16 protein-coding genes are annotated in these 15,227 nt (G+C 69.6%); 10 read left to right on the forward strand and 6 right to left on the reverse strand.

The genetic code is table 11. The features are described 5' to 3' along the window. The first annotated feature begins 70 nt into the window (after positions 1 to 70). The 4 genes from BMW26_RS17000 (at position 71) to BMW26_RS17015 (ending at position 3,974) form a co-directional block, all read left to right on the forward strand. Positions 71 to 988, forward strand: coding sequence for a DUF808 domain-containing protein (locus tag BMW26_RS17000; RefSeq protein WP_053098178.1), 918 nt, complete (start codon positions 71 to 73; stop codon positions 986 to 988). A 263-nt stretch (positions 989 to 1,251) separates the two neighbouring features. Beyond that, the gene (locus BMW26_RS17005; protein ID WP_072592123.1) at positions 1,252 to 1,779 is read left to right on the forward strand and encodes a GNAT family N-acetyltransferase; all 528 of its coding nucleotides are present in this window, start codon (positions 1,252 to 1,254) and stop codon (positions 1,777 to 1,779) included. Next, the gene (gene pnuC / locus BMW26_RS17010; RefSeq protein WP_187249190.1) at positions 1,776 to 2,507 is read left to right on the forward strand and encodes a nicotinamide riboside transporter PnuC; all 732 of its coding nucleotides are present in this window, start codon (positions 1,776 to 1,778) and stop codon (positions 2,505 to 2,507) included. Before BMW26_RS17005 ends, pnuC begins: the two co-directional genes overlap by 4 nt. Before the next feature lie 81 nt (positions 2,508 to 2,588). Then, the gene (locus tag BMW26_RS17015; RefSeq protein ID WP_053098181.1) at positions 2,589 to 3,974 is read left to right on the forward strand and encodes an LLM class flavin-dependent oxidoreductase; all 1,386 of its coding nucleotides are present in this window, start codon (positions 2,589 to 2,591) and stop codon (positions 3,972 to 3,974) included. A 27-nt stretch (positions 3,975 to 4,001) separates the two neighbouring features. Here the strand turns inward: BMW26_RS17015 and BMW26_RS17020 are convergent, their stop codons facing one another. After that, entirely contained in the window at positions 4,002 to 4,181 is a 180-nt protein-coding gene (locus tag BMW26_RS17020) for a hypothetical protein (protein WP_053098182.1), read from the reverse strand. A 147-nt stretch (positions 4,182 to 4,328) separates the two neighbouring features. Here BMW26_RS17020 and BMW26_RS17025 point away from each other — a divergent pair, with 147 nt between their 5' ends. Both BMW26_RS17025 and BMW26_RS17030 read left to right on the forward strand, forming a co-directional pair. After that, positions 4,329 to 5,369: an iron-containing redox enzyme family protein gene (locus tag BMW26_RS17025; RefSeq protein WP_072592124.1), complete on the forward strand. Its 1,041-nt coding sequence runs from the start codon at positions 4,329 to 4,331 to the stop codon at positions 5,367 to 5,369. Beyond that, positions 5,366 to 5,572: a CDGSH iron-sulfur domain-containing protein gene (locus BMW26_RS17030; RefSeq protein ID WP_053098184.1), complete on the forward strand. Its 207-nt coding sequence runs from the start codon at positions 5,366 to 5,368 to the stop codon at positions 5,570 to 5,572. The genes BMW26_RS17025 and BMW26_RS17030 overlap by 4 nt, the downstream gene beginning before the upstream one ends. Positions 5,573 to 5,586: 14 nt before the next feature. Here BMW26_RS17030 and BMW26_RS17035 read toward each other — a convergent pair whose 3' ends face one another. Then, entirely contained in the window at positions 5,587 to 6,123 is a 537-nt protein-coding gene (locus tag BMW26_RS17035) for a hypothetical protein (protein ID WP_056275524.1), read from the reverse strand. A 158-nt stretch (positions 6,124 to 6,281) separates the two neighbouring features. Between BMW26_RS17035 and BMW26_RS17040 the strand changes: the two genes are divergently transcribed. From BMW26_RS17040 to BMW26_RS17055, 4 genes are all read left to right on the forward strand, one after another. Next, positions 6,282 to 6,959 carry a response regulator transcription factor gene (locus BMW26_RS17040; RefSeq protein ID WP_072592125.1) on the forward strand — a complete coding sequence of 226 codons (678 nt, stop codon included), beginning with the start codon at positions 6,282 to 6,284 and terminating at the stop codon, positions 6,957 to 6,959. Further along, positions 6,952 to 8,283 (forward strand): sensor histidine kinase, encoded by a 1,332-nt coding sequence (locus tag BMW26_RS17045; protein ID WP_072592126.1) that lies wholly within the window; start codon positions 6,952 to 6,954, stop codon positions 8,281 to 8,283. The genes BMW26_RS17040 and BMW26_RS17045 overlap by 8 nt, the downstream gene beginning before the upstream one ends. Positions 8,284 to 8,738: 455 nt before the next feature. Continuing rightward, the gene (locus BMW26_RS17050) at positions 8,739 to 9,581 is read left to right on the forward strand and encodes a PepSY domain-containing protein (RefSeq protein WP_232224498.1); all 843 of its coding nucleotides are present in this window, start codon (positions 8,739 to 8,741) and stop codon (positions 9,579 to 9,581) included. Positions 9,582 to 9,777: 196 nt separating this feature from the next. Beyond that, positions 9,778 to 10,095: a hypothetical protein gene (locus tag BMW26_RS17055; RefSeq protein ID WP_072592127.1), complete on the forward strand. Its 318-nt coding sequence runs from the start codon at positions 9,778 to 9,780 to the stop codon at positions 10,093 to 10,095. Here the strand turns inward: BMW26_RS17055 and BMW26_RS17060 are convergent. Genes BMW26_RS17060 through BMW26_RS17075 form a run of 4 tightly spaced genes read right to left on the reverse strand, consistent with a single transcriptional unit; the run spans position 10,064 to position 15,226 of the window. Continuing rightward, the gene (locus BMW26_RS17060; protein WP_072592128.1) at positions 10,064 to 11,779 is read right to left on the reverse strand and encodes a sugar phosphorylase; all 1,716 of its coding nucleotides are present in this window, start codon (positions 11,777 to 11,779) and stop codon (positions 10,064 to 10,066) included. The genes BMW26_RS17055 and BMW26_RS17060 overlap by 32 nt on opposite strands. Next, a complete protein-coding gene (locus BMW26_RS17065) occupies positions 11,776 to 13,077 on the reverse strand; it encodes a glycoside hydrolase family 36 protein (protein ID WP_072592129.1) in 1,302 nt (433 codons plus the stop codon). The genes BMW26_RS17060 and BMW26_RS17065 overlap by 4 nt, the downstream gene beginning before the upstream one ends. Then, positions 13,074 to 14,171, reverse strand: a complete 1,098-nt coding sequence (locus BMW26_RS17070; RefSeq protein ID WP_072592130.1) for a Gfo/Idh/MocA family protein — start codon at positions 14,169 to 14,171, stop codon at positions 13,074 to 13,076. Before BMW26_RS17070 ends, BMW26_RS17065 begins: the two co-directional genes overlap by 4 nt. Continuing rightward, the gene (locus BMW26_RS17075; protein WP_072592131.1) at positions 14,168 to 15,226 is read right to left on the reverse strand and encodes a zinc-dependent alcohol dehydrogenase; all 1,059 of its coding nucleotides are present in this window, start codon (positions 15,224 to 15,226) and stop codon (positions 14,168 to 14,170) included. Before BMW26_RS17075 ends, BMW26_RS17070 begins: the two co-directional genes overlap by 4 nt. Position 15,227 lies beyond the last annotated feature (1 nt).

A 15,227-nucleotide genomic window follows, 5' to 3' on the forward strand; every position in this document is an offset into this window, starting at 1 on the left:
TGTGAGCGCGCTGTGAGTTTGTGCGCAGTCGATAGAGTTGCTCCGCTACATACACACCAGGGAGACACACATGTCGGTAGGACTGCTCGCCGTCGTCGATGACATTCTCAGCGCGGCGATGAAGGCTTCGGCCAAGGCCGCCGGCGTCGTGATCGATGACGCCGCCGTGACCCCGCAGTACGTGCAGGGCATCACGCCCGCGCGCGAGCTGCCGGTCGTGGCGAAGATCGCCCTCGGATCTCTCGCGAACAAGTTCGTCATCATCATCCCCATCGCACTGCTGCTCACTGCCTTCGCGCCGTGGGTGCTGCCGTATCTGCTGATCCTCGGTGGCGCCTACCTCTGCTTCGAGGGGGCCGAGAAGGTGCTCGAATGGTTCGGCGTGCAGCACGGCCATGCCGATGAGAGCGCCCGCAACGAGAACAAGCTCGTGTGGGGCGCGGTGCGCACCGACCTGATCCTGTCGACGGAGATCATGCTGATCTCGCTCGCCAACCTCGAGGCCGGCCTCGACATCTGGACGACCCTCGCGATCCTCGCCGTGATCGCGCTGCTCATGACCGGCGTCGTCTACGGTGCAGTCGCCCTGCTCGTGAAGATCGACGACATCGGTCTGAAGATGGCGAAGAACCCGTCCCAGCGAGTTCGCCACACGGGCACGCGCATCGTGCGCTCGATGCCGGCGGTCTTCCGCTTCATCAGCATCCTCGGCACCGTCGCGATGCTGTGGGTCGGCGGGCACCTGCTGCTCGTGAACCTCGGCGAGGTCGGCGTGCACTTCGGCGCCGACATCCTGCACGGCATCGAGCACTTCCTCGAGCCGGCCGGCGGTGTCATCGTCTGGATCGGCGACACGCTGTTCTCGGCCATCGCGGGTCTGATCGCGGGTCTGATCATCGTGGGGATCATCCTCGGGATCGGTCGCCTGATCGGCAAGAAGCCGAGCTTCCACGAGGGTGAGGAATCGCCCGCCGACGTGCACGTCTGACACCGACGCCGCTGTTCGAATCTCGGTCGGTAACTTCACACCTGAACCGACGTGGCGAGCCCTCCGAGACTCCGTGGACCCGGACCGTCTGCAGGGCCGCCGCATGGATGCAGGAGGATCTGAGGGATCTCGCCCTGCAGACGTGCCCCGGTCCTGCACGCGGCACAGGAGGGAAGCCGCGGCGAGCCCTCGGAGACCGACCCCACCCCGGCATCCTGCTACCGTCGTCCCGTGCGCACCCGAGCGCAGATGCAGGAGACCCGATGAGCGACCACCAGATCCGGGATGCCGAGACCGCCGACGTCGAGGCGATCACCGCCATCTACAACGACGCGGTGCTGACCACGACCGCCATCTGGAACGAAGAGGCCGTCACGGTCGATGACCGCACCGCCTGGCTCGCCGATCGCACCGAGCGCGGCTACCCCGTGATCGTCGCCGTAGACGACACCGGCGTCCTCGGCTACGCGACATTCGGCGACTGGCGCCCGCACAGCGGCTACCGCCATACGGTCGAGCACTCCGTCTATGTGCGCGAGGGGCAGCGCGGGCGCGGCATCGGCAAGGCGCTCATGATCGAGCTCATCGACCGCGCGCGACGCCTCGGCAAGCACGTCATGGTCGCGGCGATCGAGAGCAGCAACACGGGGTCGATCATCATGCACAAGCGCCTCGACTTCATGCAGGTCGGACGGATGCCGCAGGTCGGCGCCAAGTTCGATCGCTGGCTCGATCTCACCTTCCTGCAGCTGGTGCTCGATGAGCGCCCGTTCCCGGACGAGCGCCCGTGAACCCGCTGCTCTGGCTCGCTGACGCCTTCAACTCGCAGTGGGTGCTCCCCGGCGGTCAGGTGCTGCTGATCCGCGAAGTGGTCGGCAACGCGTTCGGCCTGGCGAGCGCCCTCGGCGGCATGCAGCGCAAGATCTGGGCGTGGCCGGTCGGCATCGTCGGCAATCTGCTGCTGCTCACGGTCTTCCTCGGGTCGATCCTGAATCCCGACCACGAGCTGCCGCATCTGCTCGGCCAGGCCGGGCGTCAGATCATGTTCATCATCGTCGCGATCTACGGCTGGGTGCGCTGGCGCCAGGCCGCCTCGAACGGTGGGCGCGTGACCCCGCGATGGGCGCCCAACAGCGCCCGCATCGGCCTGGTGCTCGTGATGGTGATCGGCACGATCGCCCTCACTCCCCTGTTCCGCGCGCTCGGCTCGTGGGAGCCCGTGTGGGCGGATGCCTGGACGTTCGTCGGCTCGCTGCTCGCCACCTATGGCATGGCCAAGGGCTGGACCGAGTTCTGGCTCATCTGGATAGCCGTCGACATCGTGGGCGTGCCGCTGCTGTTCAGCTCCGGCTTCTACGCCACGGGCCTGATGTACGTGTTCTACGGCGTCTTCACCGCGGTCGGATTCGTCGTGTGGTGCCGCGCACAGGCGAATGCCAAACCGCAGGTCGACACGATCATGCCGGATCCCCGACCCATCACCTCCACCATGAAGACCGTCGACCGCGACCGCGACTGACCCGCCCCGACCACTCGGCGAATGTGTCGGCGCATGTCACCGGGGTGGCCGGGAGGTCGATCGACGGGTTTGCTGGTCCCCATGACCCGTCAGATCCGTTTCAACGCCTTCGACATGAACTGCGTCGCCCACCAGTCGTCCGGCCTGTGGCGGCATCCTGACGATCGATCGCGCCAGTACAACACCATCTCGTACTGGACCGACCTCGCGAAGCTGCTCGAGAGCGCGACCTTCGACGGCATCTTCATCGCCGACGTCCTCGGCACCTACGACGTCTACGGCGGGACGAACGAGGCGGCGATCCGCAACGGCGCCCAGGTTCCGGTCAACGATCCGATCCTGCTCGTCAGCGCGATGGCCGCCGTCACCGAGCACCTCGGATTCGGCATCACCGCCGGCACCGCCTTCGAGCACCCGTACCCGTTCGCACGACGTCTGAGCACGCTCGACCACCTGACCAACGGACGCGTCGGCTGGAACGTCGTCACCGGTTACCTGCCCAGCGCCGCGCGCAACATGGGCCAGGAGGACCAGCTCGCGCACGACGACCGCTACGACCATGCCGATGAATACGTCGAGGTGCTCTACAAGCTCTGGGAGGGGTCGTGGGAAGACGACGCGGTCGTCGAGGACCGTGAGCGCGGCATCTTCACCGACCCGTCGAAGGTGCACCCCATCGGCCACGAGGGCAAGCACTTCAGCGTTCCCGGCATCCATATCTCCGAGCCGTCACCGCAGCGCACGCCGGTCATCTACCAGGCCGGAGCGAGCCCCCGCGGCGTGCGCTTCGCGTCGGAGAACGCCGAGGCGATCTTCGTCGCCGCCCCGTCGAAGGAGGTGCTCGCCGGCACCGTGAAGCGCATCCGCGACGCACTCGAAGAGGCGGGCCGCGACCGATACGACGCGAAGATCTACACGCTGCTCACGGTCATCACCGGGGCGACGAGCGAGGATGCCGCGGCGAAGCACGCCGAGTACCTCTCGTATGCGAGCCCCGAGGGCGCGCTGACGTTCATGTCGGGCTGGATGGGCGTCGACCTCTCGCAGTACGCCGAGGACGAGCCCGTCGGCAACGTCGAGTCGAACGCCATCCAGTCGGTGCTGCAGCACCTGAAGGAGGAGGCCGACCTCGGACGCGAGTGGACCGTCGGCGACTTCGGACGCCACAACGCGATCGGCGGCCTCGGCCCGACCATCGTCGGCTCGGGCGTCGAGATCGCCGACGAGCTGCAGTCGTGGGTGGAGGAGACCGACATCGATGGCTTCAACCTCGCCTACGCGGTCACTCCCGGCACCTGGCAGGACGTCATCGAGCACGTCATCCCGGTGTTGCGCGAACGCGGCGTCTACCCCGAGGAGTACACGCCGGGCACCCTCCGCAACAAGCTGCAGGGCAAGGGCGACCGCGTGCAGGACACGCACCGCGCCGCGAGGTATCGGATCGGGGCGAACGTCCCGGTCGCCTGACCCTCAGCGACCTTCGGTCGGGCGCGGTCAGTCGGCCTTCGAGGTGAAGAGCCCGCGCAGCACGAGGAACACCACGACCGCGACGACGAGCACGATCGCCAGCTTGGCGATGAACCACAGGATCGAGAACAGCGCGCTGACGATCCACCAGGCGATCACCACGGCGAGGACGACGCCGACGATGGTCCAGAGCGAGTTCTTGTTCATGGTTCCAGCCTAGGCGGCGCGGCGACGTCACAGATCCGAACGCTGCGGCATCCGCCCTTCCGCATCCGATGCGTCGCCGTCAATCCCCTTCCCGTGCGCTGATCACCGGGGTGAGACTGCAAGCATCCGACTCTTGGGAGCATCTCCATGTCTGCGCCAGCACTCACTTCGTCCGCCGTTCACGGCATCACCGCGAGAGGTCCCCTCAGCGACGCCGTCATCCGCCGACTGACCGGCGAAGACGCCGACGATCTCGGTGCCAGGGCCGAGGCTGCGCTCGCTTCGACCGATGACGTCGTGCGCGACGACGACATCCAGCTCGCGCTCTTCGTGCTCTACGCCTCGTCGTACGGGTCTCTTCCCGAGCTCGACCCCGCCCTCGAGTGGGATCCGGCGTTGATCGCGACACGGGGAATCCTCGAGCACGCGTTCGAGCGGGCACTGCGGGCGACTGTCCCGATGCCCGAACTCCCCGAGCCGACCGTCGATGCCGTCGGGCGGGCCCTCTTCGCCCTCGCCGAGGCCGACACGGGTCCCAGCCTGTCGCGCTACGTCGCGAAGAAGGCGACGGAAGAGCAGATGCACGAGTTCTTCATGCAGCGCTCGATCTACACGCTGCGCGAGGCCGACCCGCACTCGTGGGCGATCCCGCGCCTGCACGGGCGTGCGAAGGCGGCGCTCGTCGAGATCCAGTCCGACGAGTACGGCGGCGGGCGGCCCGACCGCGTGCACGCGACGATCTTCGCTCGCGCCATGCGCGGCGCCGGACTCGACGACACCTACGGCGGATACGTCGACGACGTGCCGGCCATCACGCTCGCCTCGCTGAACTCGATGTCGATGTTCGGCGTCAACCGGCGCCTCCTCGGCGCCATCGTCGGACACCTCGCCGCGTTCGAGATGACCTCGTCGATCCCGAACCGCCTGTACGCCGACGGCCTGCGGCGCCTCGGGTTCGGTGAGGACGTGACCGACTACTTCGATGAGCACGTCGAAGCGGATGCCGTGCATGAGCAGATCGCGGCGCGTGACCTCGCCGGCGGGTTGGCGGAGGATCACCCCGAGCTGCTGCCCGACATCATGTTCGGCGCGGCCGCCTGCCTGACCGTGGACGGCTGGGCAGCGGGTCACATGCTCGACTCGTGGACGCGTGGAGAATCCTCGCTGCGGCCGAGGGACGCACGATGAGCGCGCGCGAGGATGCCGTCACCATCACCGCCTACCCCGACGGACCGCTGCTCGTGCGGGGCGCGGCGGTGCTGGAGTCATCCGACGGCGAGCCGATCGAGGTCACGCGCCGCACCGTGGCGCTGTGCCGCTGCGGCCTCTCGACGATCAAGCCGTTCTGCGACGGCACCCACAAGGCCGCAGGGTTCCGCACCGACGCCTGATCTCAACCCGTCGGTCAGTGCCCGACTGCCGGCAGGCATCCGCCGTCCATGATGACGCCGCCGATCTCGACCGTGAGCACGTCGGCCGAGACCTCGCCGAAGATGCATCCCCCTTCGGGAGCAGCTGCACCGAAGGCCACGGCCCGCTCGTCGCCCAGCGTCTGGACGTAGGCGAGGCCGGCGTCGGCGAAGACCTCCTCCACAGCCGCGACCGACAGGCCGCCGGAAGTGCGGAGCGACTCGAGGCCGGCGCGGATGTCGTTCGCCGGTTTCTCGGCGGCGGCTCGGCTCTCCTCCGAGAGGTCGACGCGATCGCGGTAGCGCTCGTTCTGCGCCATCGCGTCGTCGGGGTCGTAGGGCGCGCAGTCCGGAGGCAGATCGACGCCTTCGATCTGCGGGCACGCTGCCGTGGGAGTGGGACTCGGAGATGCAGATGGCGATGCGCCAGGCGGGCCGGCGGTGGCCGTCGCGCACCCTGCGAGCATCATGGTCGTCGCAACGACGAGAAGCAGCCGTGCACCTCTCGACCTGTCCCCCCGGAGTCCGGTCATTCCCTCATGCAACCACACGGGAGCTCAGTGGCCAATGGTCATTCCGTGTGCGCCTCCGCTCACCGCGACAACGCCCCCGGGTGCAGGCCGGATGCGGCGATGAGGCGCGACGACCCCGCTTCAGCCCGGATTCAGCGTGCGCCCGCCACACTGGAGGAATGCGGATCCTGGTGGTTGACGACGAGGTGCGGTTGGCCGACGCCGTCCGCCGGGGACTCGAGGCCGAGGGCTTCGCGGTCGACGTGGCGAACAACGGCGTCGACGGGCTCTGGCGTGCGCGCGAGACCCGATACGACGCGATCGTGCTCGACCTCATGATGCCCGGCATGAGCGGCTGGAAGGTGTGCGAGGCCCTGCGCGCCGAGGAGAACTGGACGCCCGTGCTGATGCTCACCGCCAAGGACGGCGAGTGGGATCAGGTGGAGGCCCTCGAGACCGGCGCCGACGACTATGTGACGAAGCCGTTCTCCTTCGCGATCCTCGTCGCCCGCATCCGCGCCCTCGTGCGCCGGGGAGCCGTGGCCCGCCCGGCCGTCCTCGAAGCCGGAGACCTGAAGCTCGACCCCTCGTCGCACCATGTCTGGCGGGGCGAGACTCCGGTCACGCTGACCGCCCGCGAATTCGCCGTGCTCGAGCACCTGATGCGTCATCGAGGTCAGGTGCTCTCGAAGCGCGAGCTGATCGACGGTGTATGGGACGACGACTTCGACGGCGACCCCAACATCGTCGAGGTCTACGTCGGACACCTGCGCCGCAAGCTCGACAAGCCCTTCGGACGCGAGGCGATCGAGACGATCCGCGGTGCCGGCTACCGATTGGCGGCCGACGGTGGCTAGGCGCTCATTCCGATCGGTGCGCGCCCGGACGACCCTCGGCGCGACGCTCGTCGTGGCCGTCGCCCTGCTCATCGGGGCGTTCTCGTTCTACGGCATCCTGAGCTCCAGCATCCACGCGAGCGCGGAGCGTGCCGCCGAGCAGCGCCTCGACGAACTCGCCGATCGCTTCGACGGCCCCGGCGGCGGACCGGGCGGCGAACGCGGCATCGACACCCTCGACGACGAGATCGTGCAGATCATCGGCGGCGACGGATCGGTGCGCGCCGCCAGTGAGGATGCGCGCGACGAACTGGGGTCGACCGCTCTGCCGATCTCCGACGGCGCGCAGACCCTGACGATCGCCGGCGAGCCCATGCTCGTGGTCTCCGACGGCATCGAGGACGACGACACCCTCGTGCTGGCGGTGTCGATCGAAGACGGGGTCGAGACGCTGTCGACGGTCGCGCTGCTGCTCGCGGTGGCCGTGCCGCTGCTGCTGCTGCTCGTCGCCGTGACCACGTGGCTGGTCGTCGGACGGGCCCTCCGACCGGTCACGCGCATCCGCGAAGAGGTCGACGGGATCACCGCCGAGCACCTGCATCGGCGCGTCGAGGTGCCGCCGTCATCGGACGAGATCGCGGCGCTCGCGACCACCATGAACCGGATGCTGGATCGCCTCGACGCCTCGGCGACGGCGCAGCGCCGTTTCGTCTCCGATGCGTCGCACGAGCTGCGCTCCCCGCTCGCGACGATCCGACAGCACGCCGAGCTCGCGCAGGCCCACCCGGCCACCACGAGCATCGGCGAGCTCGCGGAGGTCGTGTCCGATGAAGGACTCCGGCTCCAGGGCATCGTCGAATCGCTGCTGCTGCTCGCCCGGCTCGACGAGGGCGGCGGCACGCACGACGAGGCGATCGATCTCGACGACCTCGCGCTCGCTGAGGTGAGGCGGCTGAGGTCTCGCGGCGTCGAGGTCGACGGCTCCGGCATCCGTGCGGCCCGTGTCACCGGAGACCCCCGCCTGCTCGGTCAGCTGCTGCGCAACCTCGCCGACAACGCCGTCCGGCACAGCGCGGCTCGCGTGGCCATCAGCGTGATCCCGCAGGATTCGTGGGTGTTCGTGACCGTCGAGGACGACGGCTCCGGCGTGCCGCCCGACGAGCGCGAGCGCATCTTCGAACGGTTCGTGCGGCTCGACGAGGCGCGCAGCCGGGATGCCGGAGGCAGCGGTCTCGGCCTCGCGATCGTGCAGGGCATCGCCGTGGCCGGCGGCGGCACCGTCTCGGTCGACGCCTCCCGTTGGGGCGGCGCGCGCTTCGTCGTGGCCCTGCCCCTCTCGGACTGACACTCTCTCGGCGTCCGGGCCGTCCGCAGGACCTGACGCCTCAGTATCCGGGCCGTCTGCAGGACCTGGCACCTCAGTATCCGGGCCGTCTGCAGCACCTGGCACCTCAGTATCCGGGCCGTCTGCAGGACCCGCCACCTCAGCATCCGGGCCGTCTGCAGGACCTGCCACCTCAGCATCCGGGCCGTCTGCAGGACCCGCCACCTCAGCATCCGGGCCGTCTGCAGGACCTGCCACCTCAGCATCCGGGCCGTCTGCAGGACCTGGCACCTCAGTATCCGGGCCGTCTGCAGGACCCGAGCACGGATGCGGGAACAGGATCCATGTCTCGTCCTGCATCCGTGCCCTGATCCTGCAGGTGGTGCGTGTCACTGCGGCCGAGACGCCCCTGCTTCCTGAAGACGCCTTCAGGACGCTTCAGGGTGGCTTCAGCACTGCCGCGAGAGCATCGAGACATGAACGACAAGAACCCGACCCCCGACCAGACGCCCGAGAACCTCCCGACGAACGCGACTCCCCCAGCACCGCCCGCACCCCCCGCGCCCACCGCGACGCCGTCCCACGATGGTGAGACCGTTCCCGTCGCGCCGCTCGCGGCTGATAACGCCGCCCCGGCATCCGCGTCCGCAGCTCCCGCGAAGCGCGGTCGCAAGCGCGCTCTGCTGATCGGCGGCGGAGTCGCCGCTGCCCTGATCCTCGCCGGTGGAGGCGTGGCCGTCGGAGCAGCCATCGGGGACGACATCGGCGACGACGATGACCGCCCCTCGGTCTCGGACGGACCCCACGACGACGACGGAGACCGCGGTGGACAGCCCGGCGACGACCGTGACGACAGCGACAGCGACGATCAGGGCGCTCCGCAGGGCGGCGGCCCCGTGACCGGGATCGGCACGGACTCGGCCGACGAGCTCGTGGACATCGCGGATGCCGCCCGCGGAGCCGCCGAGGGCGACGTCACCTCGATCGACGCGAAGCGCGACGGCACCTGGGAGGTCCAGCTGACCGCCGCGAACGGCAGCGAGACCGAGGTGCGAGTGGATGCCGACCGCGCCGCCACCGTGATCTCGACCGAGCAGGAGGACGACGACACGGCTCCCACCCACACCCTCGACGAGGCCGCGATCCGTGCCCTCGTGGATGCCGCATTGGCCGAGGCCGACGGGATGATCACCGACCTCGACGCCGACAACGACGAGGTCAGCCCCTACGACGCGTCGGTGCTCACCAGCGACCGCCGCTCGATCGACATCGACTTCAGCGCCGACTACGCGGTCGTCGGCACCGACATCGACGACTGATCACCCTCGTCGTTCTTCGAGCCGCCGGCCCCATGGGGTCGGCGGCTCGACGCGGTTTCGGCCAGACGTGCCGGCAGCGGAACCCGGTTCCCGCAGGCGATTCCCGCGCGTAGCGTCATGATCCGTCGCTCGTCGGGTCTCTCTCAGTGAGTTCGGTCGCCGTCGCGCGCCGACGATGCGGACACCGGGGGGATCCATGCCAGTCACGGCGCACACCTACTTCTACACACCCGCTCGAGCGGACTCCGTCGTGCAGGCACTGCAGCACCTCGTGACCGACCTGAAGCACGTCGAGCGGCGATACTTCGACAGCCGTTCGGTCGCGTTCAGCACCCGCGGGTCGCTGTTCGAGGCACCGGCCGACGTGACGATCGTGACGACTCCCCTTACGACCGGCGGATCGGATGTGAGGATCGCGCTGCAGACGACGGCCCGGCGGACGGCGAGCCGCCGGTCGCTGACCACCAGGGCCGCCGACCGCCTCAGCGTGCGGATTCAGAAGGCGCTGGGCTGACCGCGAGCCAGACGTATCCGAAGGGTGGGATGCGAAGCCCCTCGTGACGCGTGCCGGTGAGCAGATCCGTGCCGCTCACCGACGGCAGATCGACCATCGCGTCGCTGACGTTCACGACCGCCGTCACCTCATCCGGGGTGCCGGCCGCCCGACGGATCACGAGCACGCGGTCGTCGAGCGACTCGATGTGCTGCGACGCGAACGGAGAGAACGCGGCGATCTCGCGTCGTACCGCCAGCATCGCCCGCACGCCGTCGAGCATGCCCGCTCGACGGTCCGAGACCTGCAGCTCCTCGCGCAGACGGTCGGCGTCGAGCACCTCGCGGTTGATGCGACGCGCGATGTCGCTCTCCTGCACTCCCGCGTGGTCCTGCTCGGACCCGAAGAGCGAGTGATGGTAGATCGCGGGCACTCCGACCAGCGACAGCAGGATCGCGTGCGCCGCGAGGCCGCGGGTCACAGCCGATGCGTCGGGGTCGGGGTCCTGCGGATCGACGAGTGCCTCGAGGTAGTTCGTGTTCAGCTCGTAGACCCCCTCGCTCCCGTCGGGGCGACGTGCCATCGAGACCCGGCCACCGCGGGCCAGGGTGCGCTCCACGAGCAGGGCGCGATCGTCGTCGGTCAGCAGTCCTTCTGTGGGGCGCAGCCCGATGCCGTCGTGACTGGCCAGGAAGTTGAACCAGGTCGCGGTGTCGCTCACCGGTCCCACCCTGCTCGCCCAGGCGGCGAGCGCCGTCGCCCGTCCGGTCACGAACGCGTGCAGCACCAGAGGCGGCAGAGCGAACTGGTAGACCATGTTCGCCTCGTCACCACCGTCGCCGAAGTAGGTGATGTTGTCGGCGTGGGGGACGTTGGTCTCGGTGAGCAGCATCGTGCCCGGTGCGAGCTCGTCGACCAGTGCGCGCCAGATGCGGATGATCGCGTGAGTCTGCGGCAGGTGGATGCAGGTGGTGCCCGACTCCTTCCAGAGGTAGCCGATCGCGTCGAGGCGCACGGTCGTCGCCCCATGAGCGAGGTAGCCGAGCAGGATGTCGGTGAGGTCGAGCAGCACCGCGGGCGTGCTCGGGTCGACGTCGATCTGGTCGTCCCCGAAGGTCGTCCAGGCACGGGCCGTCGAGCCGTCGGGCCGCGTGTACTCGTGGACGAGCGGGGTGGTGCGCGGACGCACGACGTGCGAGACGTCGAAGTCGGGAGAGGGATCGAGGAAGTACCCGGCGAACCGCTCGTCCCGCTCGAGCCAGCGGCGGAACCAGTGCGACGAGCTCGAGATGTGGTTGGCGACGAAGTCGAGGGCGAGGGCGTACTCCTCACGCAGGTCGGCGACGTCATCCCACGTGCCCAGCGCCGGGTTCACCTCACGGTGATCCAGCACGCCGAAGCCGTCGTCCGAGGTCCAGGGGTAGATGGGCAGCAGGTGGACATCGCTGATGACGTCGCCGATGTGCTCCCGCAGCACTCCCGCGAGGGTGTGCAGCGGCGCCTCGCCGGCCCGCCGGAACGAGTCGCCGTAGGTGATCAGGTAGGCGGTGCTCTGATCCGGACGCGCCTTCGCGGCCGGCGACAGGCGGTCACGCCAGGTCTCAGCGAGCTCGAGCAGCGCCGCGAGCACCTCGGGCGCGGCATCCGGATAGAGCTGCGCGATCAGGGGGGCCAGGCGCTGCTCGAGCTGGATCTTGGTCTTCATGCCACCGACTCCTTCAGAAGCTCGCGGACGAGGTGCATGCCGCGTGCATCGAGACCGTCGATGCGATCGGAGAACCCTCGGATCCCGGGCGCCGCGAGAACCACCTCAGCCCACTCGTCTCGGAGGGCGAATTCCGGTCGCGCGACGAGGCAGTCGGGGTCGTTGACCCAGAACCGGCCGTGCTGCCACGACCTGGCCTCGAGCGACATCCGCCCGCGGAGTCCCTGCGAGCCGTCCTCGCCACCCTCGTGGAAGGTGTCTCCCGAGACCCGCATCGCGTCGACGAGTCCGACGCTCGGGAGGATCGGAGCACCGCACCCGAGCATGAAGGCGTCGTCGCCGAGCACCTCGCGGATGAGCTCGAGCCCTGAGCGGTAGGCCGAGATCGGCGTGGCGTCGGCATCCCACCGTGCCCCCGGGATCGCCCCGGAGTAGAGGAAGTCGAGCTTGACGTAGTCGATCCCGAGATCGCGGATGTCGCCGAACACGGTGGCCAGGTATTCGCGCACTCCCGGATGCGTCAGGTCGAGCCCACGGAGGTCGTCGCCCCAGTTGCGCCCCGCGTCGCCGACGAGCCACTCGGGGTGCTCCCGGGCGACGGTCGAGCCGGCGCCGACCGAGAAAGGCGCGGCCCAGATCCCCGCGCGGCGCCCGGTCTCGCGGATCGCATCGACCGCGGAGGCGAGTGACCCGAATCGGGGGTGCGGCGCGGTCCACTCGCCGGTGCCGAGGCTCCAGCCGTCATCGATCTGCACCACGTCGACGTCGAGCCCTCGATCGTCGATCGCCCGAAGGTTCTCGATCACGTCAGCAGCCCGCACGTCTTCGAAGTACTGGTACCAGGTGCACCACACGCGAGGTGACCGAGCGGCGGTCCGGGCACCGGCGGCTGCGCCGAAGCGGTCACCGAACGCGGCGAGCGCAGAGGGGCCCGTGTCGTCGCCACCGGCATCCGGAGTCCACGACGAGACGTCGGCGACATCGCCGATCGCGTCCACGATCACCCGGTCGCCGTGCCAGCGGGCGCGCAGTGTGGGCACCTCGCGGCGGGCGTCGAGCGTGCCGAAGACCCGAGCGGGAGCACCGTCGCCCGGATCGACGACGAGCAGCCCTTCGCCCTGAACCGCATCCGTCGCCACCTCGGTTCCCGGCCGGAAGCGCATGGCGTGCTGCCACGGCTCGGCCGGCCGGAGGATCGGGTCGCCCTGGCCGTGCCACGTGGTCGGGCTCCAGCTCTGCCAGCCCTCCGCGTACACCCGGGCGTCGGGCCCGACGGGGATCTCATCGAGGACGGTCACGCTGCTCCACTCCGCCCGGCGAGGGCTGTCGTCAGTTCGAGGTCGTGGGGGCGCACGGGTGCGCCGTCGAGTTCAGCGGATTCGACGGCGGCGAACGTCGCGCGCACCGTGGCGAGGACGTGCTCGGCCGAGTTCTCGGGTTCGCGCTCCTCGTCGATCGCGCACTGCAGCTCGCCCATCGCGCCGGCGAATCCGTCGGAGAACCACTGGCCGTCGAGGTCGAACTCGGTGCTCTCTCCGTCGCGCTCGAGCACCAGCCGGTCGGAGCCGAGCAGGATGCTGCCGCGGAGGGTCCCTTCGGTCCCGTGGATCCAGAACGGGCACCCGCCGGCGTCTGTCCGCGCGTTGCCCACGATGCGGATCGATGCGCTCGCCCCCGTCGACGTCTGCATCCGCAGGTCTGCCCCCCACGGGTTCCGGGCGGCGGCGGGCTGGCCGGGAACGCGGTGGTCGCGGGCCGCGATCTCGACCACCCGGGATCCTTCGAGCCAGCAGCGGGTGATGTCGACCCAGTGCACGAGGTAGTCGTTCAGGAGCATGTGCGGCACGTCGTCGAACGGCGTGCCCACGAGTGGCGGCAGCGGCTTGTCGTGCAGATGCGTGACCCCCACCACTTCTCCGATCCGGGCGTCACGGATCAGCAGAGACGCGAGGCGCCAGGCCGGAGCCCACCGCGCATTCTGATTCACCGCCACGCGGATCCCCCGTTCACGCGCATCAGCGAGCACCTCGCGCAGACGCGGCAGATCAGCGGGGTCGCTGATGAGAGGCTTCTGGGCGAGGACGTGCTTGCCCGCTGCCACTGCCGCGGCGATCAGCTCGACGCGACCGGTCGGCCCGGTCGCCAGATCGACGATGTCGACACGGGGATCCGCGAGCAGCGCCTCGACGGACTCGTGGACGGTCTCGATGCCGAAGTCCGCGGCGAGCGCTTCGGCGTCACCGCGAGTCCGCGACGTCACGGCCACGACAGGGAGGCCCCACGCGCCGTATGCCGGAAGGTGGGCGCTGCGGGCGATCGCCCCCGCGCCGACGATGCCGATCGCGCGACGCCGGTCCGGGACGAGCGGGCGATGGTCGGGGATGCCGCTCACCGGAGACGCTCGGGGGCGGCGTCGAAGCGGAGCAGGGCTTGCATGATGTCGGGGTCGCCTGCGTCGAGCCTGTCGAAGACCGCGGCGACATCGGCCGACGGCACGATGTCGGACACGAGCGCCCCGGCATCCACCGATCCGTCGAAGATGAGCGCCATGACGGTGCGCACGAGACGAGCCTGGTCCCATCGGCCGCCGAGCGCGACAGGCACTCCAGAGATCTGGCTGGCGACGATCCGCACGCGGTTGTGGTGGAACTCCTCCCCCAGGCGCAGGTGGGCAGCTCCACCCTGATAGAAGCCGGAAGCGGCGACGAGCCCCTCGGGCCTCACCGCTCGGATCGCCTCGTGCAGGGCGCGATCCGTGCCGGACAGCTCGATCGCACTGTCGGCCCCGCCGCCCGTGATCTCGCGGATCGACTCTCCGGCGCCACCCTCCCGCAACGCGTCGACCGTGTGGCGTGCGCCGAAGACCTCGGCCATCGCCAGCCGGGTCGCGAGGGTGTCGACAGCCGTGACCCGACCGCCGGCGAGGGTGGCGAGGCGAGTCGCGAGCAGGCCGATCACGCCCTGTCCGAACACCGCGACCTGCTCGCCGAGCCGCACGTCGGCGGCGAGCACGGCATTCAGAGCGATCGCTCCCACCCGCGCGAAAGTCCCCAGCACGGGATCGGCGCCGTCGGGCACGAGCCGCCCCACGACCGCGGATGCCGGCACGACGGCGTCACTGCGGTGTCCCCAGATGCCGTGCACCACGTCTCCGACCCGCACTCCGCTCACGTCGTCCGCGACCTCGGTCACCTCGCCGACCTCGGAGTAGCCCCAGCCCGAGACCGGGTAGCCGAAGCTGGGCTCACCCGGCACGAAGAGCCGTCGGTCGGCGTCCCACGTGGAGGTGAGATACGGGTTGGTGCCGCGGTAGGCGGTGAGCTCGGTGCCGGCTGAGATGCCCGAGTACCAGGTGGAGATCCGCACGCTTCCGGATGTCAGCGGCTGCGGCGCGATCTCGACAAGCTCGACCTCTCGGACGGCGGAGAACTGCACGACGTGGGGCACG

Source organism: Microbacterium sp. 1.5R (assembly GCF_001889265.1).
Taxonomy (GTDB): domain Bacteria; phylum Actinomycetota; class Actinomycetes; order Actinomycetales; family Microbacteriaceae; genus Microbacterium.